A 22,955-nucleotide genomic window follows, 5' to 3' on the forward strand; every position below is an offset into this window, starting at 1 on the left:
CGGCGTCAAGCTCGGCTTCATGGGCTTCTTCACCAAGGCCGTATGTATGGCGCTCAAGGATATTCCTGGCGTCAACGGTCAGATCGAGGGCGACGAGATCGTCTATAACGACTTTGCCGACATCTCGGTCGCGGTATCCGCGCCCACCGGCCTTGTCGTCCCGGTCATCCGCAATGCCGAAAGCATGAGCGTTGCGCAGATCGAAAGGACCATCGGCGACTTCGGCAAGAAGGCCAAGGAGGGCAAGCTCACCATGGAAGATATGAAGGGCGGCACCTTCACTATCTCTAATGGTGGCGTGTTCGGTTCGCTGATGTCGACGCCCATCATCAACCCGCCCCAGTCCGCGGTGCTTGGCCTCCACCGTATCGAGGACCGCCCGGTCGTTCGCGATGGCCAGGTTGTCGTCCGCCCGATGATGTATCTCGCACTGAGCTACGATCACCGCCTGATCGACGGTCGCGAAGCGGTCACGTTCCTCGTCGCTGTGAAGAATGCGATTGAGGATCCCACCCGCCTGCTGATCGACCTTTAAGGTCGGCCATTGGTCCGTTGGGGCTGCGCCTGTCGACGCCCTGTCCTTTCTGTTTTCAGAAGGACCAAAGAAGAAGTAATGCCCTTCGACAGGTTGGAGCGAGACATGCAACTCGCTCCAAGGGCGAACGGAGATTGGTATGGCAGAGTTCGATTATGACGTTCTGGTGATCGGCGCTGGGCCGGGCGGCTATGTCGCAGCGATCCGTGCAGCGCAGCTCGGCCTCAAGACCGCTTGCGCGGAAAGCCGGGAGACGCTGGGCGGCACCTGTCTCAATGTTGGCTGTATCCCGTCCAAGGCGATGCTGCACGCCTCGGAGCTCTATGACGAGGCTGCCAATGGCATGCTGGCCAAGCTGGGCGTCAAGATCGATGCGATGAGTCTGGACCTCGCTACCATGCAGGGCCAGCGCACCGACGCGGTCAAAGGGCTGACCGGCGGCATCGAATTTCTGTTCAAGAAGAACAAGGTCACCTGGCTTAAGGGACTTGCAAGCTTCACCGGTGCGAACAGCGTCGAAGTCGGTGGCGAAAAGGTGACGGCCAAGAATATCGTCATTGCCACCGGGTCTTCGGTCACGCCTTTGCCCGGCGTGACGATCGATAATGCAGGTGGCAAGATTGTCGATTCCACCGGTGCGCTCGAACTGGACAAGGTTCCCGGGCATCTGGTGGTCGTCGGCGGCGGCGTCATCGGTCTTGAGATGGGCAGCGTCTGGCGCCGCCTGGGGGCGAAGGTGACGGTCGTCGAATATCTCGATCAGATCCTGCCTGGCATGGACGGCGAAGTCCGCAAGGAAGCCAACAAGATTTTCAAGAAGCAGGGCTTTGAATACAAGCTTGGCACCAAGGTAACGGGCGCGGAAGTCGCGGGCGATGGGGTCAGGCTCACGGTCGAGCCGGCCGCTGGCGGCGAAGCCGAAACGATCGAGGCCGATGTCGTGCTCGTGTCGATCGGTCGCCGGCCCAACACGGAAGGCCTTGGCCTCGACAAGATCGGGCTGGAAGTCAACCAGCGCGGTCAGATCGAGACGGATCATGACTTCGCGACCAAGGTGCCTGGCGTATGGGCGATCGGCGACGTCGTTCCGGGGCCAATGCTTGCGCACAAGGCGGAGGATGAAGGCATCGCCGTTGCCGAGAATATCGCGGGCATGACCGGCATCGTGAACCATGACCTCATTCCGTCGGTGGTTTACACCAAGCCGGAAATCGCAGGCGTGGGCCTTACCGAAGAGGCCGCCAAGGAAAAGGGCGCGGTCAAGGTCGGCAAGTTCCCGATGATGGCCAACAGCCGGGCCAAGACCAATCATGAGCCCGAAGGCTTTGTGAAGATCATCGCCGATGCGGAAACCGATAAGGTTCTGGGCGTCTGGATCATCGCGGTGCCCGCCGGCACGATGATCGCGCAGGCTGTCCAAGCCATGGAATTCGGCGCGTCGAGCGAAGACATCGCCTATACCTGCCATGCGCATCCCACGCATAGTGAAGCGATCAAGGAAGCGGCGATGGCCGTGACCGGCAAGCCCATCCACATGTGATCTGCCGGCATTCCGTCGACCAAGCGAAAAGGCCTCCATTCGGGGGCCTTTTCTATATGGGGATCAGCCCTCGATCCCGCCCTTCGCAGTGCAATAATCTGCCAAAGGGTCTGGTCGTTCGGGGGGTAAGTGGTTACATGGGCCGCCACGAATCCCCATGGGGCGCGCCCGCCGTCCCGCAGCAGAAAGTGGCTTTCACATGGACATCCGCCTTGGCCTCACCTTTGACGACGTGCTGTTGCAGCCCGCCGAATCCGATGTGTTGCCGAGCCAGGCCGATACCAGCACGCAGGTCACGCGCGGGATAAAGCTTAACATCCCGATCCTGTCGTCGGCCATGGATACGGTGACGGAAGCCGACATGGCGATCGTCATGGCGCAACTGGGCGGGATTGGCGTGTTGCACCGCAATCTGACGGTCGAGGAACAGGCCGATGCCGTCCGGGCGGTGAAGCGGTTCGAAAGCGGCATGGTCGTCAATCCCATCACCATCCTGCCGACCGCTACGCTCGCCGACGCGCAGATGCTGATGCAGCGGCACAAGATCAGCGGCATTCCGGTGGTCGAGGAATCGGGCAAGCTGGTCGGCATCCTCACCCATCGCGACGTGCGGTTCGCTGAAAATCCTGCTCAGTTGGTCAGCGAATTGATGACGAAGGATAATCTCGCTACCGTCAAGGCCGGCGTCAGCCAGGACGAGGCGCAACGGTTGCTGCACCAGCGCCGGATCGAAAAGCTGCTCGTTGTGGACGAGGCCTATCACTGCGTTGGCCTCATCACCGTCAAGGATATCGAAAAAGCCGTCACCTATCCGCAGGCCACGAAGGACGCGTCGGGCCGCCTGCGCGTCGCTGCCGCCTCCACCGTGGGTGAAACCGGTCTGGAGCGCAGCAAGGCGTTGATCGATGCGGAATGCGACCTCATCGTCATCGACACTGCGCATGGCCATAGCAAGCAAGTGTCGGCCGCGGTCGAAGCGGTCAAGAAACTGTCCAACCATGTTCAGGTGGTCGCCGGCAATGTCGCGACCGCCGAGGCGACCAGGGCGCTGATCGGCGCGGGCGCGGATTGCGTAAAGGTCGGCATCGGCCCGGGTTCCATCTGCACCACCCGCGTCGTTGCCGGCGTCGGTGTTCCACAGCTTACAGCGGTCATGGACTCGGCCGAGGAAGCCGCCAGGCATGGCGTGCCTGTCATCGCGGACGGCGGTTTGCGCACCTCAGGCGACGTCGCCAAGGCGCTGGCAGCCGGCGCTGGCTGCGTCATGGTGGGATCACTGCTGGCGGGCACGGCTGAGGCGCCGGGCGAAACCTTCCTCTATCAGGGCCGCGCTTATAAAAGCTATCGCGGCATGGGCAGCGTCGGCGCGATGGCGCGCGGCAGCGCCGACCGCTATTTCCAGGCGGATATCAAAGACCAGATGAAGCTGGTTCCCGAAGGGATTGAGGGTCAGGTGCCGTTCAAGGGGCCAGCCAAGGATGTCATTCACCAGCTCGTTGGCGGCGTGAAGGCGGCGATGGGCTATACCGGCAGCCGCACGATCAAGGATTTGCAGGAGCGCGCCCGCTTCGTGCAGATCACCAATGCGGGCCTGTCGGAAAGCCATGTCCATGACGTCACCATTACCCGCGAAGCGCCCAACTATCCGACGCGTTGATTGTCCATTCCCCTCCCTTCCAAGGGAGTGGCAGGGGGTGGGGCACGAGCAAAGTGAGCATCTCCCGACCCTTTTTGCGCACGGATAAGGTGGAGTAACGCATGACACCCTCCGCCCGCATCCAGGCTGCGATCGAGCTGCTGGACGCCATCATCGCTGCTGCGCGCGATGGCGGTCCTGCCGCCGACACCCTCATCGCCCGCTATTTCAAGGAACGGCGCTATGCCGGGTCGCGCGATCGCCGGGCCGTGCGCGATCATGTCTATGATGCGATCCGCCGCGCGGCCGAGCGTCCGGACACGGGCCGGGCGGCAATGATCGGTCTGACGCAGGACCAGCCGGCGCTCGCCGCCTTGTTCGATGGGTCGCCTCACGCGCCGCTGCCGATCGAGCCGGGCGAGGCGGGGCCGCTGGCTAGCGCTGTTCCCGGCTGGCTCCAGCCATTGCTCGCTGCGCCGATCGAGCAGGATGCGCTGCTGGGCCGCGCCCCGGTCGATCTGCGCGTCAATCGCCTCAGGGCCACGCCAGCGCAGGTCGTGCCCCTGCTGCCGGACGCCAGAGCCATTTCCGGCCTTCCCGACGCGCTGCGCCTGCCCGAAGGCTGGCCGATCGAACAGCATCCGGCGTGGCAGGACGGCCTTGTCGAAGTGCAGGATGCCGGCAGCCAGTGGATCGCGGCCGCCTGCGACGCGCGATCGGGCATGACGGTCGTTGACCTGTGCGCCGGGGCGGGTGGAAAGACGCTGGCGCTGGCCGCGGCGATGGCGGGGCAGGGCAGGCTGATCGCGGCCGACACCATCCGGTCGCGTCTGGCGCGACTGGAACCGCGCGCGGAACGCGCTGGCGCGACCTTCATCGACACGCTGCTGCTGGACCAGAGCCATGAGGCGCGGGGACTTACACACTTGCAGGAACAGGCGGACGTGGTGCTGGTGGACGCGCCCTGTTCAGGAACCGGCACCTGGCGGCGCAATCCTGAGGCGCGCTGGCGCCTGACCCCCGCGCGCTTGGACCGACTGATCGCCGAACAGGCGCGCATCCTTGATTTCGCGGCGCCGTTGGTGCGGCCCGGCGGCCTGCTGGTCTACGCCACCTGCGCGCTCGTCGATCGGGAGGGGCGTGATCAGGTTGCGGCGTTCCTTGGTCGCCATGAGGGCTGGATCGCCGAACCGATCGATCTGCCGGTCGGGCGCGCGCACGGCGACGGGCTGCTGTTGACGCCGGGGCATGATGGCAGCGACGGCTTCTACTTCGCACGGCTGCGGCGTCAGGCGTAAATCATCCCATGGACAAAGCCGTGCAAGTTCGCGACACTTGGACCTTGGACCCGAGCCTGCAATCATCGCCTGAAACATGGCTGGAGAAGATAATGCGTTTCACCCCCGCCTCGATCGCGCTTGCCGCCCTGCTGACGACTGTGTCCAGCGTCGGCTTTAGCCAACGGCCGGACAGTCAGATCAGCCCCCAGTCGGTCGAATGGCAAAAGGCCGGCGAGGCTGCGCGGAAAGCGGGTAATCTGGAGGGCGCGACCGACGCGCTGGAAAGCGCGCTGGCGGTCGATCCGCGTAATCGCGCCGCCTATGTGGCGCTCGCCGAAGTCGCGCGGGCGCAGGGGCTTCAGGGCAAGGCGATCCGCCTTTATAAGGAAGCCTTGCTGCTCGACCCGACCGATGTCGTCGCGTTGGCGGGGCAGGGCGAAGCGATGATGGAGAAAGGTGCGGTCGCCCGCGCCAAGGAGGTGCTGGCGCAGGCGCAAAAGCTCTGCAAGGCCGATTGCGCACCTGTAGGGGACTTGGCCGCCGCCATCCAGAAGGGACCGCCCGCCGTCGCCATGACCAGCAAGGACGCGGTGCTCTCGCCTGAGGCCAAGGCCACCGAACAGCCCTGACGCTGGGTCAGATCGTCACGATTTCAGGCAGGATCGCGTCCAGCAGCAACATGCCGGCCGGCGTGACCTGAATATGGCTTTCCTGCCGGTCCATCAGTCCGATTTCCATCAGTCGCGCGACCGCCCGGTCATCGACCAGCTGCGAAATCGTAATGCCCGATTCTGACGCGATGCGGCGAAGGTCGACGCCTTCGCGCAGCCGCATTCCCATCAGCAGCGCCTCGCGCGCGCGATCCTCGTCCGCCAGCGGCTCTTCGCCCTGCGCGCCATGACCGTTGCGCGCGACGGCATTCATCCAGTTTTCCGGCTTTTTGTGGCGGACCGTCGCTTGGCCTGTGCGTCGCCCATGTGCCCCCGGTCCGATGCCGACATAATCCCCGTAGCGCCAGTAGGTAAGGTTGTGTCGGCTTTCCTGACCCGGTCGGGCGTGATTGCTGATCTCATAAGCGGGAATGCCCGCCGCAACCGTCATGGATTGCGTCAATTCATAGAGAGTCGCGCCATGATCAGGATCGGCAGGCGTCAGCTTGCCCTGCGCCACCAGCGTCGCAAAGCGCGTGCCTGGCTCAATCGTCAGCTGATAGAGCGAGAGATGCCCTGTGCCAAAGCCCAGCGCGCGCGCCAGTTCGGCCTCCCAGTCCGCCTCGCTCTGTCCCGGTCGCGCATAGATCAGGTCGAAACTCACGCGGTCGAACACGCGTTGCGCCGTTGCCAGCGCCGCCAGCCCTTCGTCTACATCATGCGCGCGCCCCAGGAAATGCAGCGCATCATTGTCCAGCACCTGCAAACCCAGCGATACCCGGTTAACGCCCGCCGCGGCCAGATCGGCAAAGCGCGCCGCCTCTACCGAATTGGGATTGGCCTCCAGCGTGATCTCACTGTCGGGCGCAAGGCCCCATTGGCGATCCGCCGCAGCGATCAGGTCGGCGACCAGTGCGGGCGGCATCAGCGATGGTGTGCCGCCGCCAAAGAAAATCGACGTCAGCGGCCGCCCGCCGGTCAGCGCCGCCTCATGCGCCATGTCCGCCAGCAGTGCGCCGCGCCAGGCATCGACATCAATGCCTTCGCGCACATGGCTGTTGAAGTCGCAATAGGGGCATTTGGACACGCAGAAGGGCCAATGGATATAGAGAGCCAAGGGCTCGGTCGTCGGGGAAGCGACAGGGGGAAGAAATATGGTGTCCGGCATTGCCGCCGCCCTTAGCTGGGAATGCCCGTCAGGGCCAGCAGGGGCCGGCGCCCATTCGGTCTATCCTGGCTTTGCCACCATCGACCTGCCGATCGAACCTTACTGGCGGGGTGCGCATTGATCGCTACAAAGGAGAATCTCTCATGGTCCGATCCGCGATGCGTCCATCCCAAATCATTCTGACCGCGATGGCGATCACCTTGGCCGGGTGCAGCGCACCCGGCGATCCGCAGGCGGGAGGGGCCGATAACGCCGCATCCGGCGCTGTTGGCGCGGGAACTGTGTCGGCGGGCGGCGGCGCGCCAGCGCCTGACGCCTCGCTCGATCCGGAATCGGCTAACGCTGCTTCGTCGCCTATCACTGCGGCTGCATCGGCGGATCGCACGCCTTTATCCTGTGCGGCAGACATCGGTACGGCGGCGGCAGAGCGATTGGCAAAGACATGCCGCAATGTGTCGCCCGCTAGCCGGCCGCCATGCAACGTCGCCAATAGTTGCGCCATCATGCAGGATGAAATCGCCCGCAGTTGCGCGCTGTTTGACGGAAAGGGAGAGCCGATGGCCGGCTGCGGTCCTGATCCAAAAGGCATGGAAGCGGCCGCCAATGTCGTCAAACGCTATTATGCCGCACTGAACGCCCGCGATTATGATACCGCCTGGCGGCAGTGGGGCAATGACGGTCCCCCGAACCAGTCGCTGGCTCGTTTTCGGGCAGGCTTTGCCGACACCCGATCGACACAGGTGACGATCGGCCACCTGACGCCCGGCGATGCAGGCGCAGGCTCGGTCTATCAAACCATTCCCGTGAAGGTGAATGCCGTCCTGGCGGATGGCTCTCATCAGCGCTTCGCCGGCAGCTATGTTGTGCGCCGGGTCAATGATATCGACGGCTCCACCGCCGATCAGCGACGCTGGCATATCGATTCTGCACGCCTCAAAGCCGCGCAATGACGCTTCAGAATACCGCTTTCACCAATTGAGCGAAGGCATGGGCGCGGTGGCTCATGGCGTGCTTGGCGTCGGGGTCCATTTCTCCAAAGCTGATGTCATGCCCATGGGGCTGAAACATCGGATCATAGCCAAAGCCCTTGTCTCCGCGCGGCGGCCAGACGATGGTGCCATCGACCCGACCCTCGAACGCTTCGACATGACCGTCCGGCCAGGCAAGGGCGAGGGCGCAAACGAAATGGGCATCATGGCCGGCATCAGGCCCTTTGGCCGCAATCCCGTCCCAGACCTTCTGCATCGCCAGGTTGAAGTCCTTGTCCGGGCCCGCCCAGCGCGCCGAAAAAAGTCCCGGATCGCCGCCCAGCGCCTCGACACATAGGCCGCTGTCGTCGGCCAGAGCGGGCAAGCCACTCAAGTCCGCCGCCTGCATCGCCTTCAACTCCGCATTGGCGATGAAGGTCGTGCCGGTTTCCTCCGGTTCGGGCAGGTCAAGCGCGCCGGCGGAAATCGGCTCAATGCCATAGGGGCCGAGCAGCGCCGCAATCTCGTGCACCTTGCCCGCATTATGACTGGCGATCACCAGCTTGCCTGGCAGCAATTTGCGGATCGCCTGTTCCTGTCCGAAATCGTCGCTCATAAGTTTTACTATCTCCGTTCACTTCGAGCTTGTCGAGAAGCGGTTTAAGACATTGGTTCTCGACAGGCTCGAACCGAACGTGGGAACGCGCTTACCGCCCGGTGGCCGCGTCCTGCGCTGCAAAGATCTTGGCGCAGCCGATGCGGGCAAGGCGCAGCAGGCGCAATAACTCTTCCTCGTCATAGGCTGCGCCTTCGGCCGTCGCTTGTACCTCGGCGAACTTGCCGTCGCCAGTCAGGATCAGGTTGGCGTCCGTCTCGGCGTTGCTATCCTCGGCATAGTCGAGGTCGAGCACGGGCGTGCCATTGTAGATGCCGCAGCTGATCGCCGCGACCTTCTGGATGATCGGGTCTTGCATGAGCGCGCCCGAAGCCAGCAGCTTGTCGACCGCAATGCGCAGCGCGACCCACGAGCCGGAAATGGCCGCCGTGCGGGTCCCGCCGTCAGCCTGGATCACGTCGCAATCGACCACGATCTGCCGCTCGCCCAGGGCCTTCAAGTCGACCACGGTCCGCAGCGAGCGGCCGATCAGCCGCTGAATTTCCTGGGTGCGACCCGACTGCTTGCCCTTGGCTGCCTCGCGGCTGCCGCGCGTATGGGTGGCGCGGGGCAGCATCCCATATTCTGCCGTCACCCAGCCTGAGCCCTTGCCGCGCAGGAAGGGCGGCACCTTTTCCTCCACCGACGCGGTGCACAGCACGCGGGTATCGCCGAAGCTGACCAGGCAGCTGCCCTCGGCATGGATGGTGAAGCCGGGCTCCATGGTGATGTCGCGCATCTGGTCGGGCGCGCGGCCGGAAGGACGCATAGATAATCTCCTTGCATGGATCAGGCTGGCGCGCCCAGCCGGGCCGACACCGCCGATGCGCCAGAAAGCGCACTTGCAACGTCGCTTAGCGGTCGATGGCGCGACTTGCCAGTGTCCAGCGCGCCATTTGGGCGATAAGAGGGGGCATGACGACGAAAAACATGATCGCAGCCGGCCTGATTCTGCTGGCGGGCTGCACAATGGAGAGGGAAGGGCTGGAGCCGCCAAAAGCGCCGGGCGACGTGATCCGCTTCACCGCCGGTCGCTGCTTCGGTGCGTGCCCGACCTATACGGTGGAGGTGTCGCCCGATGGCTCTGGCCTGCTGGAGCCAGAACGCAACACTTCCGTCCCCGGCGCGACCCGCTTCACCCTGTCCAGCGCGCAATATCGCCGGCTCGTCACCACGCTGGCGCCGCACCGCCCGCCCTCCGGCACGACGCAGCGCATCGCCCATGGCGAAAATTGCGAAACCTTCGCCACCGATCTGCCGGCCTATAAGGTTGAATGGAGCCGGCCTGGCCAGGAGTCGACGAAGCTGGAATTCCAGTCGGGCTGCATGGACGCGCGTTATGGCAAGTTAAGGGTCGCTATCGCGTCCGTGCCCAAGATTCTTGACGTCGAACGCATGCTCAACCCGCGTGCGGTAACGCCGTGACGATCTTGAGCGGCGCGATTGCCGCGCTTAGATAAGGATTATGTCGGTTATCCCGATCTCTGAATTGAATGATCGCGCGCGCGATGTTTTCCGCCTGGTGGTCGAAAGCTATCTAGGCACGGGTCTGCCCGTGGGCTCGCGCACGATCAGCAAGATGGCGTCCTTGAGCCTGTCGCCGGCCTCGATCCGCAATGTCATGCAGGATTTGGAGGAGCTGGGCCTGCTTGCTGCGCCGCATACTTCAGCCGGACGGATGCCTACCGAAACGGGTTTGCGACTGTTTGTGGATGGCATGATGCAGGCGGCTGAACCGTCTATCGAGGAACGGCGCGCGATCGAGGCCGGGATTACGGAAAACGGCCCGATCGAAGAGGCTTTGTCCGCCGCCACGGCTACATTGAGCGGCCTGTCTGCCTGCGCCGGCATCGTCATGGTGCCCAAACGCGAACCGGTGCTGCGCCAGTTCGGCTTCGTGCCGCTGAACGCGCGCCAGGCGCTGGCCGTGCTCGTCGGGCAGGATGGATCGGTCGAAAATCGCGTGCTCGACCTGCCTGATGGCGTCAGCCCGGTCATGCTCAATGAAGCGGCGAATTTCATGTCGGCGCGTTTTGTCGGCCTGACCTTGCGCGAAGCGGGCGAGGCGCTTGGCCGTGAAATGGAGGCGGATCGCGGCGCGCTCGACCGGGCCGCTCGCGATCTGGTGGAACGTGGCATCGCTACCTGGTCGCACGACGCTGATGATCGTCCGGTGCTGATCGTGCGCGGGCAGTCCCGCCTGCTCGATGAAAGCATCGCCGCCGACCTCGAACGCGCGCGCCAGTTGCTCGAACAGTTGGAGGGCAAGCAGGAAATTATGGACCTCCTGCGCGGCGCGCTGGCGGGCAGCGCGACCAAAATCTTCATCGGGTCGGAAAACAAGCTCTTTTCCCTGTCGGGTTCTTCCGTCATAGCCGCACCCTATCGTGGCGCGGATGGCCGGGTCGTCGGCGTGGTCGGCGTGATCGGCCCCACGCGCTTGAACTATGCGCGAGTGATCCCCATGGTGGACTTCACTGCACAGACGCTGTCGAGATTGATGAGATGAGCGAAGACAATCAGAATCTGGAAAATACCGAAGTCGTCGATGCCCTGCCCGAAGATGGTGCGCCTTCTGGCGATGCCACGGCCGACCGCATCGCTGCTCTGGAAGCCGAGCTGGCGACCGCCAAGCAGGACATTCTCTATGCCCATGCTGATACGCAGAATGTGCGGCGGCGGCTGGAAAAGGAACTGGCCGACGCGCGCGCCTATGCCGCCACTGCCTTTGCCCGCGACATGCTGTCGGTGGCTGATAATTTGAGCCGCGCGCTTGCTGCCATTCCCGCTGACCTGCGCGACGACGAGAAGTTCAAGGGGCTGGTCGTGGGCCTGGAAGCCACCGGGCGCGAGCTGGAAAGCGTGTTCGGTCGCAACGGCATCACCAAGCTGGAATCGGTCGGCCAACCGCTCGACCCCAACAAGCATCAGGCAATGATGGAAGTCCCGTCCTCTGATGCGGAGCCGGGCACTATTCTCGTTGAAATGCAGGCCGGTTATATGATCAAGGACCGCCTGCTGCGCCCTGCCATGGTCAGCGTCGCCAAAAAGCCTGACTGATAAGCTCGGCCTCCCGCTCCAATCGGTAGGGGGAGGCGAGCACGCGCAACGTTATCCTGCCAGTTGTCGCTTCGTCGCCCGCCCATTCAGCATGGCGTCGATGTCGCTCTGCGAAATTCCCCAATCGGCAGGGTCGACGTTCGCCAATATTGCGTCGCGCGATAATGTTTCCCCGATCATTACGATCTCATTGTCAATCCACGCCTTCTCACGCGTGGAATAGAAGGCCAGAACCTTTGGACGTGATGCGCGCCGGCCATTGTCCAGCACCACGCCAATCCGGTTCGATCGTAGCTGCACGATCAATCCGACCGGATAGGTGTCGATGCTCTGCATAAAGCTGAACAGCAAAGCCGGATCAAAATGCCCGTCCCAGCTCTGCATTCGGGTGATGGCCTCTACCGGTGTCCAGGCTTCCTTATACGCCCGGTTGGACGTCAGCGCGTCATAGACGTCGCAAATCGCCCCCATGCGGGCGGCGAGGCTGATCTCTGAGCCCGAAAGATTTTCGGGATAACCGCTGCCATCGATTTTTTCATGGTGGTGACGGCATACGTCCAGCGCCAACTCCGGCACGGCGTCGATGTCCTTCAGCAACTCAAAGCCCCGCTCGGCATGCGTGCGCATCAGGCTGAATTCGGCATCCGTCAGCCGCCCGGCCTTGTTAAGCAATGCGTCGGGAACCAGCATCTTGCCGATGTCATGCAACAACCCAGCAGTGCCCAGGTCCGCTATCGTCGCTTCGTCCAATTTCATCTGCCGGCCAAGATTGATCATCAAGGCGCAGACCGCGACTGAGTGCAGATAGGTATATTCGTCCTTGGATTTCAGACGCAACACTTTGAGAAACGCCTGACGGTTCTTCTCGATCATGGTGGTTACATCCGCCACTACTGCCGTCACAGCGGCGCATTGCCCGGCCTTGCCTAGCCGGGCGGCATCGAAAATCTCGCGCATGACCTTCTTGGACCTGTCGGCAACGCGGCTGGCCTCGATCCGTGCCCGTTCCCGGCCGTCATCCTGGCGAATGGCGCGCGCGGGCTTTACGGCGACGGGATTGGTTGAGCGCGATGGGGTCGCGGCCACCGGAGCGATGATTCCAGCCGGCTTCAAAGAAGCCGGTTCGTCCACATCAAAGCCCTTCGACGTGTCGATGATCAGCCGCTCTATCCCGCTCTGAGCAATGGCCGTCATGTCATCTGCATCGACAAGCAGGAAACGTCCTCGCCAGAAAGGGTGCTTGAACCATGATCCTTCGAAGCGATGAATGAACATGCCGATCCGGACCTGATCGCGGAGGATGGATTTGTACATCAGCGGCGAGTCCAACGGCCTGCGGCTGCGGTAACGGTCAGCCGCGCAAAGGCCGGATCACATACGGTCAAACATCTGCTGCGAATGATCAAGCAGTCCGGCTTGGCGATCATATGCCCTCCCAATAGTGGAGGATTTAGCACATGCCGGTCAAAAACCCCTTAATGGAGCAGCCTCGCAACCCTTGACTCGCCGCTTCCATCTTGACGACATGCAAATTAAAGATATATCTAGACCTATCAAGATAAGGATTGGGAATATGCATACTCTATCGACGGCCGATCGCAGTCGCACTCGTTGCAGGCGGAACCATGCCGGCGTAGCTGTCTCATTCGGTGTCGGCTTCGGCGGTCGCGAAGGCCATGCCGGTGGCTTTGGCGGCGATACATTTGGACATCATGGTCTTCGCCGCGGCGGCGGCGGAGGAGGAGGAGGACGAGGCGGCGGCGGGCGCCGGCGGGTTTTTGAAAATGATGCGCTGCGGCTGGTCCTGCTCAAGCTGATCGCCGACGAACCGCGTCATGGCTACGACCTCATCCGCGCGATCGAGGCGCTATCGGGAGAGGTCTATGCGCCTAGTCCGGGGGTGGTCTATCCCACGCTCACATTGCTTTCGGATATGGAATTGATCGTAGAGCAGCCAGGCGAAAGCAGCCGCAAGCGCTTCGCTATCACCGACGCTGGCCATGCCAAGCTCGCGGAAGAAAAGGCCGCCCTCGATCAGGCGATGGAGCGGCTCGCCCAGCTCGCCCGCAGGGCGGAGCGCGTCGACCCGGCGCCTGTCCGCCGCGCGATGCACAATCTACGCTTCGCCGTCCAGCAACGGCTTGAAAAGGAAGGGGCCGACAACCAGACCATGTTCGACGTTGCCGCCCTGATCGACGAAGCCGCCAGCAAGATCGAAAGGCTCTGACCCATGACCATTACCGCAACCGTCCCCACCACCAGCGCCAGCCGCTATCTCCAGCAACTGTGCAAACATTGGAGCCACAAGTTCGAGGTCCGGTTTGACACGGATAGGGGGGATATCGCCTTCCCAATGGGGGCGATCCATATGGAGGCCCAGCCCGATGTACTGATTGTCTCTCTGGAACCTAGTCCCGAAGCAGATGTCGGCCGCTTCAAACAGGTCGTTGCAGATCATCTCGACCGCTTCGCCTTTCGCGAAGCGCCGCTCTCTTTCGACTGGCAGTGAAGTAAAGGGGCGGCGTGCCGCCCCCATGGCTTATCCGCGCGGAATCCGCCGCGCGCTTGCCAAATGATGGGCGTGGGTGATCGCAACGGCCAAGGCGTCGGCCGCATCAGGCCCTGCAATCCTCGCCCCCGGCAGCAGGCGCTGAACCATGGCATGGACCTGGTCCTTCGATGCGTTTCCGACACCGACGACGGACTTCTTGACCAGCCGCGCGGCATATTCGCCCACCTCCATGCCCGATCGCGACGCGGCGAGCAGAACCACGCCGCGCGCCTGTCCCAGCTTCAAGGTGGATTGCGGATTGACGTTGACGAACACCTCCTCGACCGCCGCGCCATCGGGGCGGTGCTCCAGGATCAGGTCGGTGAGCGCCAAGTCGATCGCCAGCAAACGTGTCGCCAGCGCCATGGCCGCGTCGGTCTTGATCTGACCATTGCCGATATGAGTTAGGCGATTTCCATCGGCCGCGATCAGGCCCCAACCGGTCGTGCCAAGGCCGGGGTCGAGACCGAGCAGGATCATGATGCAGGGGCGGTTCGGATAGGGACGGCGGCGGGGCGTCTCAGCCCAGCTTCTCCATCACGTCATCCGACACTTCATAATTGCCCCAGACAGTCTGGACGTCGTCATCATCTTCCAGCGTGTCGACCAGCTTCATCAGCGTGCCGGCATTGCTCTCGTCGACCTCGACCGTAGTGGTCGGCCTCCAGGCGAGCTTGGCGCCGTCCGCCTCGCCCAGCTTGGCTTCCAGCGCCTTGGTGACTTCGTGCAGCGCGTCCATCGCGGTCCAGATTTCGTGCTCGTCCTCGTTGGAGGACACATCGTCAGCGCCTGCTTCCAGCGCCGCTTCGAATACAGCATCGGCATCGCCCGCGCTGGCCGGATAGGTGATGAGGCCGAGATGTTCGAAGCCATGGCTAACCGCGCCCGATGCGCCCAGATTGCCGCCATTTTTGGAAAAGGCGGTGCGGACGTTGGTGGCGGTGCGGTTGCGGTTGTCAGTCAACGCCTCGACGATGATAGCAACGCCGCCCGGACCATAGCCCTCGTAGCGCACTTCCTCATAATTCTCCATGTCGCCGCCCGACGCCTTGTCGATCGCGCGCTGGATATTGTCTTTTGGCATCGACTGCGCCTTGGCGGCATTGACGGCCAGGCGCAGGCGTGGGTTCATGTCCGGGTCGGGCATGCCCATCTTGGCTGCGACAGTGATTTCCCGGCTCAGCTTGGAGAACATCGAGGACCGCTTCTTGTCCTGCGCGCCCTTGCGATGCATGATGTTCTTGAATTTGGAATGGCCGGCCACGGCCTTTCTCCCGATAATATCTATGATCCGAAGCGCGCTCTCTAACGAGCGCGCCCCGATCCTGCAATGTCGCAGGCGCTCGTGCCGGTCCGGACAGGCCCGGGGGAAAAGTTACTCCATCCCCAGCGCGGCGAGGTAGGTCTGGAGGATAGCCTCCATTTCCTGCCGGTCATGCGGCTGCATCTTCCGCAAGCGGACGATCTGGCGCATGATCTTGCCGTCATATCCATTGGCCTTTGCCTCCAGATAGACGTCCTTGATATCGTCGCCGATGCCCTTCTTTTCCTCTTCCAACCGCTCGATGCGCTCGATGAAAAGGCGTAGCTGATCGGCGGCAACATTGCCCTCGCTCATGGGGTTCTCCATATGTGAATGTGAATCGGTCGAAAGAATCGGATTGGCGCTCGCCTCTAATGGGTGTCGGCGTTCTTCGCCACACTCTCCTGCATCTTTGCGATCTGGTCGGGCGTGGCTTCGCCCTGATGCTGCGCCTTCCACTGGGCAAAGGGCATGCCGTGGATGATCTCGCGCGCTTCATCCCGGGTCACGTCGCCATGCGCCTGCGCCACCCAGTCGGCCAGGCAGTTGCGGCAGAAGCCCGCTGCCCCCATCAGGTCGATATTCTGCACGTCGGTCCGGTGCTGCAAATGCGCCACCAGGCGTCGGAAGGCGGTTGCGGCAACCGCATCGGTGAGTATGGTGTCGGCCATCGGCGATCCTTTTCGCTGAAACTACATCATCCTGTCGTGCAGCACGGATAACCCATAACGACGCGCTGGCAAGGCCAAGGGTCAGGCCCGGCGCGATCATGACGGTCAGGAGAAGACATGACTAAGTTACCGCCCCGCTCGCGAAAGGTGCGCATTCTGGCAACCCTTGGCCCCGCGAGTGATACGCCCGAAATGATCCGGGCGCTTTTCGTCGCCGGGGCCGACGCCTTCCGCATCAATATGAGCCATGGCACGCATGAGGATCATGCCGCGCGCATTGCCTCCATCCGCGCGCTGGAAAAGGAATTCAACCGGCCGACTACGATATTAGGCGACCTTCAGGGGCCAAAGCTGCGCGTCGGCACCTTCGAAAAGGGCCTTGCCATCCTGGAAAAGGGTGCTGCCTTCGTGCTGGATCAGGACGAAACGCCTGGCGATGGCCGGCGCGTCAATCTTCCCCACCCTGAAATCTACGCGGCGCTGGTTCCGGAAACGCGGCTGCTGCTCGACGATGGCAAGCTGGTCCTTCGGGTGAAGGCGGTCAGCGACGATCGCATCGACACCATCGTCGAAGTCGGCGGCACCCTGTCCAATCGCAAGGGCGTCAATGTACCGGACGTGGTCGTGCCGGTGCCCGCGCTGACGGACAAGGATCGCCGTGACCTGAGCTTCGCGGTGGAGCAGGGCTGCGACTGGATCGCGCTCAGTTTCGTGCAACGACCCGAAGACCTCGCCGAAGCGCGCAAGCTGATGGGCGGTCATGGCGCGCTCATGGCGAAAATCGAAAAGCCCTCCGCCGTGCAGCGGCTGGAAGAGATTATCGAACTGGCCGATGGCGTGATGGTGGCGCGTGGCGACCTGGGCGTCGAACTGCCGCCGCAGGCCGTGCCGCCGCTTCAGAAACAGATTGTCGCCACAGCGCGCACGCTGGGACGGCCGGTGGTTGTCGCGACCCAGATGCTCGAATCAATGATCAAGTCGCCATCGCCGACCCGCGCCGAAGTGTCCGACGTCGCAACGGCGGTCTATGATGGTGCCGACGCGATCATGCTGTCGGCCGAGACGGCAGCTGGCGACTGGCCCGTCGAAGCGGTCACGATGATGGACAGTATCGCCCACAGCGTCGAGCGCGATCCGGGCTATCTGGCGCGTTTGCACTTCACGGAGACGCGGCCCGATCCAACCACCGCCGACGCCTTGGCCGAAGCGGCGAGCAGCATTGTCTCGGTCATGGGCGCCAGCGCTATCACCTGCTTCACCTCATCGGGCAGCACCGTCCGCCGGGTCGCGCGCGAGCGGCCATCGGCGTCCATCCTGGCGCTGACGCCGCGATCGGACACGGCGCGCAAGCTCGGCCTGACCTGGGGGGTCCATGCCGTTCGCACCAAGGATATCGGCAATTTCGAGGAGATGATCGGCAAGGCCCGGCGGATGGCGCTGCGTCATGGCATGTCCGAAAAGGGCGGCAAGATCGTCGTGCTGGCCGGCGTTCCCTTTGGCACGCCAGGATCGACGAACGTCCTGCATGTCGCGGCCATTCGCGGCGACGAGCTCAAGGGCCGCGACGAATCGCCATCCTTCTGATGCTTTGGGTTCTGGCGAGAGGGTCTTGCCGGAACCCAAGCGCTGCCATCGGCTTTGGCAACGCGAAAAGGCGCCCGATCATCGACCGGGCGCCTTTCATAATTCGTTACGCAGCTTCCAAAAGGAAGCGACGATCGTCGTTTAGCCCTGGCGAGCCTTGAAGCGACGATTGGTCTTGTTGATGACATAGGTGCGGCCGCGACGACGGATCACGCGGTTGTCCCGGTGGCGGCCCTTGAGCGACTTGAGCGAGTTGCGGATCTTCATGGCAGTCGGCCTTTGATGAATCTGGTTTCGGTCTGAATTTCGAAGCGCTGCCCCTATGGGCCGGGGCGCGCAAAGTCAAGCGCGATGCGCCCATTTTTACCCCTGTTCATCGTCGATGCAGCAACTTCGTGGCTTTACGCGTTGAGAGGGGATTAGACCCGTCGCGCCGTCTATCCGGCACATGCCCGTTGGAGTGAAGTCATGTCGAAGCGTCCCCTGATTGCCGCCATTCTAGCTTTGCCGCTCGCCGCCTGTGCGACCGTTCCGCCGGTGGAAGTGACGCGCTTTCACATCGACAATCCGGCGCGATCCGGCACGATCGCCGTGGAAGAAATGCCTGGCAATCCCGATGTCAGCCTGGAGTTTCGCACCTATGCCGCGTCGGTGCAGCAGCAGTTTGCGCAGGTGGGCTTTGAACCCGTGCCAGAGGGCGCCAGCAGCGACTATGTCGCGCTCGTCAACTTTCGCCGCAGCTTCCGGCCCGGCGGCGTCGATCGCAGCGGCCGGCCAGTGAGCGTGGGTGTTGGCGGCGGCGTTGGCAGCGGTGGCTATTCCGGCCTGGGGCTGGGCGTTGGCATCAACCTGTCCGGCAAGCCCAAGGATATCGTGACGACCGAGTTGCACGTGCAATTGCGCCGGCGATCCGATTCGACGACGATCTGGGAAGGTCGCGCCTATACCGAAGGCAAGCAGGGATCGGCCGAGGCGCAACCCGCCGCCGCCGCACAGAAGCTCGCCAGTGCGTTGATCAGGGGCTATCCTGGCGAATCCGGGCGCACTATAACGGTCAAATGAGCATCAGCATTTCCAGCGCTTTCGATAGCGGCAACATTCGCGTCCTTTCCATCACCGACACGGCGTCAGGCCCGCGCGCCGAACTGGAGATCGTCACCGATCATCAGAGCGATTTTTACCAGTGGTTCCATTTCCGCCTGGCCAACGCGGCGGGGCAGGATGTGGAACTGGCCATCGTCAACGGCGCGCGGTCGGCCTATCCCGATGGCTGGCCCGGCTATTGCGCCCGCGTCAGCGAAGATCGCGAAAACTGGTTTCTTGCCGACACCAGCTATGCCGACGGCACGCTCACCATCCGCCTGACGCCCGATAGCAATGCCGTGTGGATCGCCTATTTCGCGCCCTATTCGATGGAGCGCCACCACGACCTGATCGCCTGGGCGGCAGGGCAGCCGGGCGTGGTTCATCGCGAATTGGGTCTGACGCTGGACGGGCAACCGATGGACATGCTGACGCTGGGCGATGGGCCCAAGCAGCTGTGGCTCTATGCCCGCCAGCATCCGGGCGAAACCATGGCGCAATGGTGGATGGAAGGCGCGCTGGAACGATTGTGCGACGAAGAAGACGCCGTCGCGCGCTTGTTGCGGCAGAAGGCGACGATCCATCTTGTCCCCAACATGAACCCAGACGGCAGCCGGCGCGGGCATCTGCGCACCAATGCGGCTGGCGTCAACCTCAACCGCGAATGGCACGAACCCAGCGCGGAACGAAGCCCGGAAGTGCTGCTGGTGCGCAATGCCATGGATGAAAGCGGCGTCCATTTCGCGATGGACGTCCATGGCGACGAGGCGATACCCGCCGTTTTCATCGCGGGCTTTGACGGCATTCCTTCCATCACCGAGCGTCAATCGCAGCTCTATCATCGCTATCGTGACACGCTGGCGCAACGCACGCCCGATTTTCAGACGCGGCGGGGCTATCCGGTTGCCGGCGCGGGCAAGGCCAATCTGTCCATGTCCACCAATCAGGTGGCGGAGCGGTTCGGCGCTGTCGCGATGACGCTGGAAATGCCCTTCAAGGACAATGACGACCTGCCCGACGCCGATTATGGCTGGTCGCCGGCCCGGTCGATGCAATTGGCCAAGGATTGCCTGGCCGTGCTGGCGGAGATGATCGACGATCTGTGACGGATGCGCGTTGGCGCGTCAGTCGAACAGCTCAGACAGGAAATTCGTCATCGCCTGGAAGCTCCGCCGGTCGGCGGCGGGGCTGTAGGCCAAGCCCTTGTCAGGCATGTTGGCCGATTCGTCGGTGAAGGCATGGCCGGTATGGCCATAGGCATGGATTTGCCAGTCGCATCCGGCTTCCGTCAGTTCACGGGCAAGCCCCATCGTCGCATCGGGAGGGGCGATCGGGTCGTCCCAGCCATGGCAGACGAGCAGTTTTGCGCTGATGGCGGCATTGGGGAAGGGCGGCGGATCATAGACGCCATGGAAGCTCACGCCGCCCGCAATGTCCGCGCCGCTGCGCGCCAGGTCGAGGACGCACAGGCCGCCGAAGCAGAAACCGATAGCCGCCGTCCGGTCCGCGTCCACCATGTCCAGCCCCTTGAGCACCATATGTGCCGCGTTGACCCGGTCGCGCAGCACCGCGCGATCGTCCCGTAACGCATTCATGTAGCGGGCTGCGTCCGGTTCCGTCCGGGTGGTGCGCTTGCCCTGTCCGTACAGGTCGACAACCAGCAGGTTGTAGCCAAGCTCTGCCACCCTTTGGGCATAGGCGAAATCCGCGTCCTTGGCGCCGAGCACATTGGGAAAGAGCAGGACGCCAGGGCGCCGACCAGCCTTGGGATCGGCCACGACCATATGTTCGAACGGCTCCCCGTCAATCTCGTGAACAAGCGATTCGCGCGTAATGGTCATGATTGATCCCCTGATGCTTAAAGGCTGCCGAAGCCAGGCGCTTCGCCGCGCGCGTTCGCTCGCAGGCGCTGCGGCCTTTTCCAGCCGATACGGGGCCGCTTGCGCAGCCGCAATGTCGGCCAGTCGCCACGGTCGCTGCGTTCAGCGAGGCGCATGCCCTGTGCGCGATAGGCCGCCAGGACAGCATCGGCCTGGCCATCGAGCAAGCCGGCAAGGACAATGGTACCGCCATCCTCGACCAAAGCGCACAAGGCTGGCGCCAATTCGATCAGCGGACCGGCCAGAATGTTGGCGATGAGCAGGTCATAGGGCGCGCGGCCGACGATCGCGGCATGGTCGGCGCCCGCTGCCGTCACCAGCGCCAATTTCCCGGCGCCGCTGCCTAGCAAGACTCCATTGGCGCGGGCATTGTCGGCGCTGATTTCCACCGCGACCGGGTCGATGTCCGACGCGATGGCGTGCGCGCGCGGCCAGAGGTTCAGCGCGGCGAAGGCAAGCAGCCCCGTGCCGGTGCCGATGTCGGCGACATTGCGGTATCGCATGCCCACGCGCCGCATCCGGTCCAGCATGGCGAGGCATCCGGCGGTGGTTTCATGCTGGCCGGTGCCAAAGGCGCGGCTGGCCTCGATCAGCAGATTGACGTGACCGGGGGCCTGCGGATCGCTCGCCAGGTTGCGGACGTGGAAGCGACCGGCGGTGACGGCCTCCAGCCCCTGCTGGCTGATCGTCACCCAATCTTCGTCGGGCAGTTGCTCGATAAGGGGTTTTGTCCCGGTGGCGCTGGGCACCAGCGTCTTGAGCAGTTTCACGGCGGCGGCGCTGGGCTTGCCTTCGAAATAGGCGTCCAGCTGCCACTGATCCTCGTCGTCGGGATTGGCCTCGCTGGTCATCAGCACCGGCGGGCGGTCCATCAGGGCGAAGGCGGCGATGTCGCCGTCCAGTGCCTCGGCCTCGGCGCGGGTGCAGGGCAGGGTGACTTTCCAGCTTTGCCCGGCTGGCGCGGCGACGGCATCATTCATGCCGCCGGCCTTACTCCAGCATGCAAGGCAGGGGAAGCGTCAGGCGACCTGCCGCCCAAAGTCGGACGACGCATTGCGCAGCCCCGCCAATTTGCCCTCCACGCTCATGAAGCCGCGTTCCAGCTGGTCGATTTCCGACGCGACGATCTCCGTATCCTGGCGGATCGCGGAAATGGTGCTGGACATCGAATCAGCGGCCAGCGCGGTTTCGTCCACAGCCGCGGTAATCATCGTGACGGTCTGCGCCTGCGCGTCCATGGCGTGGCGGATGCGATCGGCGCTGGCCTGAACCTCGCCGACGGTGTCGCGGATACGCTCGTTGGTTTCGACCGACTGGCGCGTCGAATTCTGGATATCGGCGATCTTGCCGGCGATTTCGTCGGTTGCGCGCGCGGTCTGGTTGGCGAGGCTCTTGACCTCCTGCGCCACGACAGCAAAGCCGCGCCCCGCATCCCCTGCACGCGCTGCTTCGATCGTGGCGTTGAGCGCCAGCAAATTGGTCTGGCCGGCGATGTCGCGGATCAGGCCCAGGATGGATTCGATCGATTTGGCATGCTCGGACAGGGTGGCGGACATGCTGACGGCGTCGCCCGATTGCTGCGCGGCGCGTTGCGCTACGTCGGCCGCGCCCTCGACTTCGGTGCGCGCGTCTTCGATCGCGCGGATGAGGCCGGCAGAGGTGCGCGCGGCTTCACGCATCGCCAGAGCCGACTGTTCGGCGGCGGCGGCGACTTCGGACGCCTTGCCCAGCATGCCGCGGGTCGCGGCCGACGCATCCTTGGCCTGTTCGCGCAGCGATTCGCCCAGTTTCGTCGCGCCGTCGATTTCGCCCATGATGCGCTGCTCGAACAACAGACCATAGCGCTGCCGTTCGGATTTCTGTGCTTCGGCCTGATCGTTGGCCAGCACATTGCTCATGACGCCCGAATCAAGCATCGCAATCTGCAACATCGCCCGTTGCAATCCGCGTGCGCGCGCCGGATCGTCGGCGCATCGTTCCCACAGCAGATCCAGGATGGTTTCGTTGGCGCTGGCGACTGCGGTGATGACCGCCCGAACCGAAACGTCATGCTTGCGCGCATGGCGCACGCAATTGGCGGCCGATCGCGCCCAGTCGCCCTGCTGAAAATGCAGTAGTTTCTGTTCGACATAATGCCGCGCCTCGGTGCGGATTCGTTCCACGACCGCGCTGCTCAATCGCTGGTCCAGCCCGGTGTCGCGCATGTAGGAGGTGAAAAAGGCCTCCGCGACCTTGGGTATGTCCGCCTCGATCAGCTGGCCGATTTCCTGCGCGGCGCGGCCCACTTGACCGCTGGCGTCGATTTCCGCCATCAGTTCGGGGTTGAGGGTAGCGGCGGATACGGTCGACGGCATGGATGAGTGCCCTTGCTGGTCTTGTGAATGGTGAACT

At 63.4% G+C, this 22,955-nt stretch carries 27 protein-coding genes; 15 read left to right on the forward strand and 12 right to left on the reverse strand.

Annotated features, from left to right (window positions below):
• The 5 genes from B2V90_RS08785 to B2V90_RS08805 form a co-directional block, all read left to right on the forward strand.
• Positions 1 to 535, forward strand: a 535-nt coding sequence (locus B2V90_RS08785; protein WP_293920893.1) for a 2-oxo acid dehydrogenase subunit E2, incomplete at its 5' end; no start/stop codon positions are given.
• Between the two features lie 139 nt (positions 536 to 674).
• Positions 675 to 2,075 (forward strand): dihydrolipoyl dehydrogenase, encoded by a 1,401-nt coding sequence (gene lpdA, locus B2V90_RS08790; protein ID WP_228220820.1) that lies wholly within the window; start codon positions 675 to 677, stop codon positions 2,073 to 2,075.
• A 199-nt stretch (positions 2,076 to 2,274) separates the two neighbouring features.
• Positions 2,275 to 3,732, forward strand: coding sequence for an IMP dehydrogenase (guaB, locus tag B2V90_RS08795; protein WP_228220821.1), 1,458 nt, complete (start codon positions 2,275 to 2,277; stop codon positions 3,730 to 3,732).
• 101 nt (positions 3,733 to 3,833) lie between these two features.
• Positions 3,834 to 5,009 carry an RsmB/NOP family class I SAM-dependent RNA methyltransferase gene (locus B2V90_RS08800; RefSeq protein ID WP_228220822.1) on the forward strand — a complete coding sequence of 392 codons (1,176 nt, stop codon included), beginning with the start codon at positions 3,834 to 3,836 and terminating at the stop codon, positions 5,007 to 5,009.
• Between the two features lie 92 nt (positions 5,010 to 5,101).
• Entirely contained in the window at positions 5,102 to 5,620 is a 519-nt protein-coding gene (locus B2V90_RS08805) for a tetratricopeptide repeat protein (RefSeq protein WP_293920897.1), read from the forward strand.
• A gap of 7 nt (positions 5,621 to 5,627) precedes the next feature.
• On the opposite strand, the gene hemW is transcribed toward B2V90_RS08805, so the two are convergent.
• Positions 5,628 to 6,809 (reverse strand): radical SAM family heme chaperone HemW, encoded by a 1,182-nt coding sequence (gene hemW / locus B2V90_RS08810; protein ID WP_293920899.1) that lies wholly within the window; start codon positions 6,807 to 6,809, stop codon positions 5,628 to 5,630.
• On the opposite strand from hemW, the gene B2V90_RS08815 reads away from it, so the two are divergent.
• The gene (locus B2V90_RS08815) at positions 6,796 to 6,930 is read left to right on the forward strand and encodes a hypothetical protein (RefSeq protein WP_266103018.1); all 135 of its coding nucleotides are present in this window, start codon (positions 6,796 to 6,798) and stop codon (positions 6,928 to 6,930) included. The genes hemW and B2V90_RS08815 overlap by 14 nt on opposite strands.
• Before the next feature lie 22 nt (positions 6,931 to 6,952).
• A complete protein-coding gene (locus tag B2V90_RS08820) occupies positions 6,953 to 7,759 on the forward strand; it encodes a hypothetical protein (RefSeq protein WP_228220825.1) in 807 nt (268 codons plus the stop codon).
• Between the two features lie 4 nt (positions 7,760 to 7,763).
• Here B2V90_RS08820 and rdgB read toward each other — a convergent pair whose 3' ends face one another.
• Together rdgB and rph are read right to left on the reverse strand one after the other, a co-directional pair.
• Entirely contained in the window at positions 7,764 to 8,393 is a 630-nt protein-coding gene (gene rdgB / locus B2V90_RS08825) for an RdgB/HAM1 family non-canonical purine NTP pyrophosphatase (protein WP_228220826.1), read from the reverse strand.
• Positions 8,394 to 8,484: 91 nt separating this feature from the next.
• A complete protein-coding gene (rph, locus tag B2V90_RS08830) occupies positions 8,485 to 9,201 on the reverse strand; it encodes a ribonuclease PH (RefSeq protein WP_228220827.1) in 717 nt (238 codons plus the stop codon).
• A gap of 146 nt (positions 9,202 to 9,347) precedes the next feature.
• Between rph and B2V90_RS08835 the strand changes: the two genes are divergently transcribed.
• The 3 genes from B2V90_RS08835 to grpE are packed head-to-tail and all read left to right on the forward strand — an operon-like array spanning position 9,348 to position 11,492.
• Positions 9,348 to 9,857 carry a DUF6438 domain-containing protein gene (locus tag B2V90_RS08835; protein ID WP_228220828.1) on the forward strand — a complete coding sequence of 170 codons (510 nt, stop codon included), beginning with the start codon at positions 9,348 to 9,350 and terminating at the stop codon, positions 9,855 to 9,857.
• Positions 9,858 to 9,897: 40 nt separating this feature from the next.
• The gene (hrcA, locus tag B2V90_RS08840; RefSeq protein ID WP_009822280.1) at positions 9,898 to 10,941 is read left to right on the forward strand and encodes a heat-inducible transcriptional repressor HrcA; all 1,044 of its coding nucleotides are present in this window, start codon (positions 9,898 to 9,900) and stop codon (positions 10,939 to 10,941) included.
• Positions 10,938 to 11,492, forward strand: coding sequence for a nucleotide exchange factor GrpE (grpE, locus tag B2V90_RS08845; protein WP_228220829.1), 555 nt, complete (start codon positions 10,938 to 10,940; stop codon positions 11,490 to 11,492). Before hrcA ends, grpE begins: the two co-directional genes overlap by 4 nt.
• Before the next feature lie 51 nt (positions 11,493 to 11,543).
• Here the strand turns inward: grpE and B2V90_RS08850 are convergent, their stop codons facing one another.
• Positions 11,544 to 12,806 carry an HD-GYP domain-containing protein gene (locus tag B2V90_RS08850; RefSeq protein WP_228220830.1) on the reverse strand — a complete coding sequence of 421 codons (1,263 nt, stop codon included), beginning with the start codon at positions 12,804 to 12,806 and terminating at the stop codon, positions 11,544 to 11,546.
• A gap of 259 nt (positions 12,807 to 13,065) precedes the next feature.
• Between B2V90_RS08850 and B2V90_RS08855 the strand changes: the two genes are divergently transcribed.
• Both B2V90_RS08855 and B2V90_RS08860 read left to right on the forward strand, forming a co-directional pair.
• Entirely contained in the window at positions 13,066 to 13,719 is a 654-nt protein-coding gene (locus tag B2V90_RS08855; protein ID WP_293920904.1) for a PadR family transcriptional regulator, read from the forward strand.
• Between the two features lie 3 nt (positions 13,720 to 13,722).
• The gene (locus tag B2V90_RS08860) at positions 13,723 to 14,001 is read left to right on the forward strand and encodes a DUF2218 domain-containing protein (RefSeq protein WP_228220831.1); all 279 of its coding nucleotides are present in this window, start codon (positions 13,723 to 13,725) and stop codon (positions 13,999 to 14,001) included.
• 30 nt (positions 14,002 to 14,031) lie between these two features.
• Here B2V90_RS08860 and ruvC read toward each other — a convergent pair whose 3' ends face one another.
• The 4 genes from ruvC to B2V90_RS08880 form a co-directional block, all read right to left on the reverse strand.
• A complete protein-coding gene (ruvC, locus tag B2V90_RS08865) occupies positions 14,032 to 14,523 on the reverse strand; it encodes a crossover junction endodeoxyribonuclease RuvC (RefSeq protein WP_228220832.1) in 492 nt (163 codons plus the stop codon).
• A gap of 40 nt (positions 14,524 to 14,563) precedes the next feature.
• A complete protein-coding gene (locus B2V90_RS08870) occupies positions 14,564 to 15,307 on the reverse strand; it encodes a YebC/PmpR family DNA-binding transcriptional regulator (RefSeq protein WP_228220833.1) in 744 nt (247 codons plus the stop codon).
• A 111-nt stretch (positions 15,308 to 15,418) separates the two neighbouring features.
• The gene (locus tag B2V90_RS08875; protein WP_009822273.1) at positions 15,419 to 15,661 is read right to left on the reverse strand and encodes a DUF2312 domain-containing protein; all 243 of its coding nucleotides are present in this window, start codon (positions 15,659 to 15,661) and stop codon (positions 15,419 to 15,421) included.
• A gap of 56 nt (positions 15,662 to 15,717) precedes the next feature.
• Positions 15,718 to 16,017, reverse strand: coding sequence for a DUF1244 domain-containing protein (locus B2V90_RS08880; RefSeq protein WP_228220834.1), 300 nt, complete (start codon positions 16,015 to 16,017; stop codon positions 15,718 to 15,720).
• 117 nt (positions 16,018 to 16,134) lie between these two features.
• On the opposite strand from B2V90_RS08880, the gene pyk reads away from it, so the two are divergent.
• Positions 16,135 to 17,601, forward strand: coding sequence for a pyruvate kinase (gene pyk, locus B2V90_RS08885; RefSeq protein ID WP_228220835.1), 1,467 nt, complete (start codon positions 16,135 to 16,137; stop codon positions 17,599 to 17,601).
• Positions 17,602 to 17,742: 141 nt separating this feature from the next.
• Here the strand turns inward: pyk and ykgO are convergent, their stop codons facing one another.
• Positions 17,743 to 17,868, reverse strand: a complete 126-nt coding sequence (gene ykgO / locus B2V90_RS08890; protein WP_004210176.1) for a type B 50S ribosomal protein L36 — start codon at positions 17,866 to 17,868, stop codon at positions 17,743 to 17,745.
• Positions 17,869 to 18,069: 201 nt separating this feature from the next.
• Here ykgO and B2V90_RS08895 point away from each other — a divergent pair, with 201 nt between their 5' ends.
• Positions 18,070 to 18,663, forward strand: a complete 594-nt coding sequence (locus B2V90_RS08895) for a hypothetical protein (protein ID WP_009822270.1) — start codon at positions 18,070 to 18,072, stop codon at positions 18,661 to 18,663.
• On the forward strand, positions 18,660 to 19,790 hold the full coding sequence (locus B2V90_RS08900; protein ID WP_228220836.1) for a M14 family metallopeptidase: 1,131 nt from the start codon (positions 18,660 to 18,662) through the stop codon (positions 19,788 to 19,790). The genes B2V90_RS08895 and B2V90_RS08900 overlap by 4 nt, the downstream gene beginning before the upstream one ends.
• An 18-nt stretch (positions 19,791 to 19,808) precedes the next feature.
• On the opposite strand, the gene B2V90_RS08905 is transcribed toward B2V90_RS08900, so the two are convergent.
• The 3 genes from B2V90_RS08905 to B2V90_RS08915 are packed head-to-tail and all read right to left on the reverse strand — an operon-like array spanning position 19,809 to position 22,918.
• On the reverse strand, positions 19,809 to 20,525 hold the full coding sequence (locus B2V90_RS08905; protein WP_228220837.1) for a dienelactone hydrolase family protein: 717 nt from the start codon (positions 20,523 to 20,525) through the stop codon (positions 19,809 to 19,811).
• A gap of 17 nt (positions 20,526 to 20,542) precedes the next feature.
• A complete protein-coding gene (locus B2V90_RS08910) occupies positions 20,543 to 21,544 on the reverse strand; it encodes a 50S ribosomal protein L11 methyltransferase (protein ID WP_228220838.1) in 1,002 nt (333 codons plus the stop codon).
• Positions 21,545 to 21,583: 39 nt separating this feature from the next.
• Entirely contained in the window at positions 21,584 to 22,918 is a 1,335-nt protein-coding gene (locus B2V90_RS08915; RefSeq protein ID WP_228220839.1) for a methyl-accepting chemotaxis protein, read from the reverse strand.
• Between the last annotated feature and the right edge of the window lie 37 nt (positions 22,919 to 22,955).

It is taken from the genome of Sphingobium sp. UBA5915, from assembly GCF_002431195.1.
Taxonomy (GTDB): domain Bacteria; phylum Pseudomonadota; class Alphaproteobacteria; order Sphingomonadales; family Sphingomonadaceae; genus Sphingobium; species Sphingobium soli.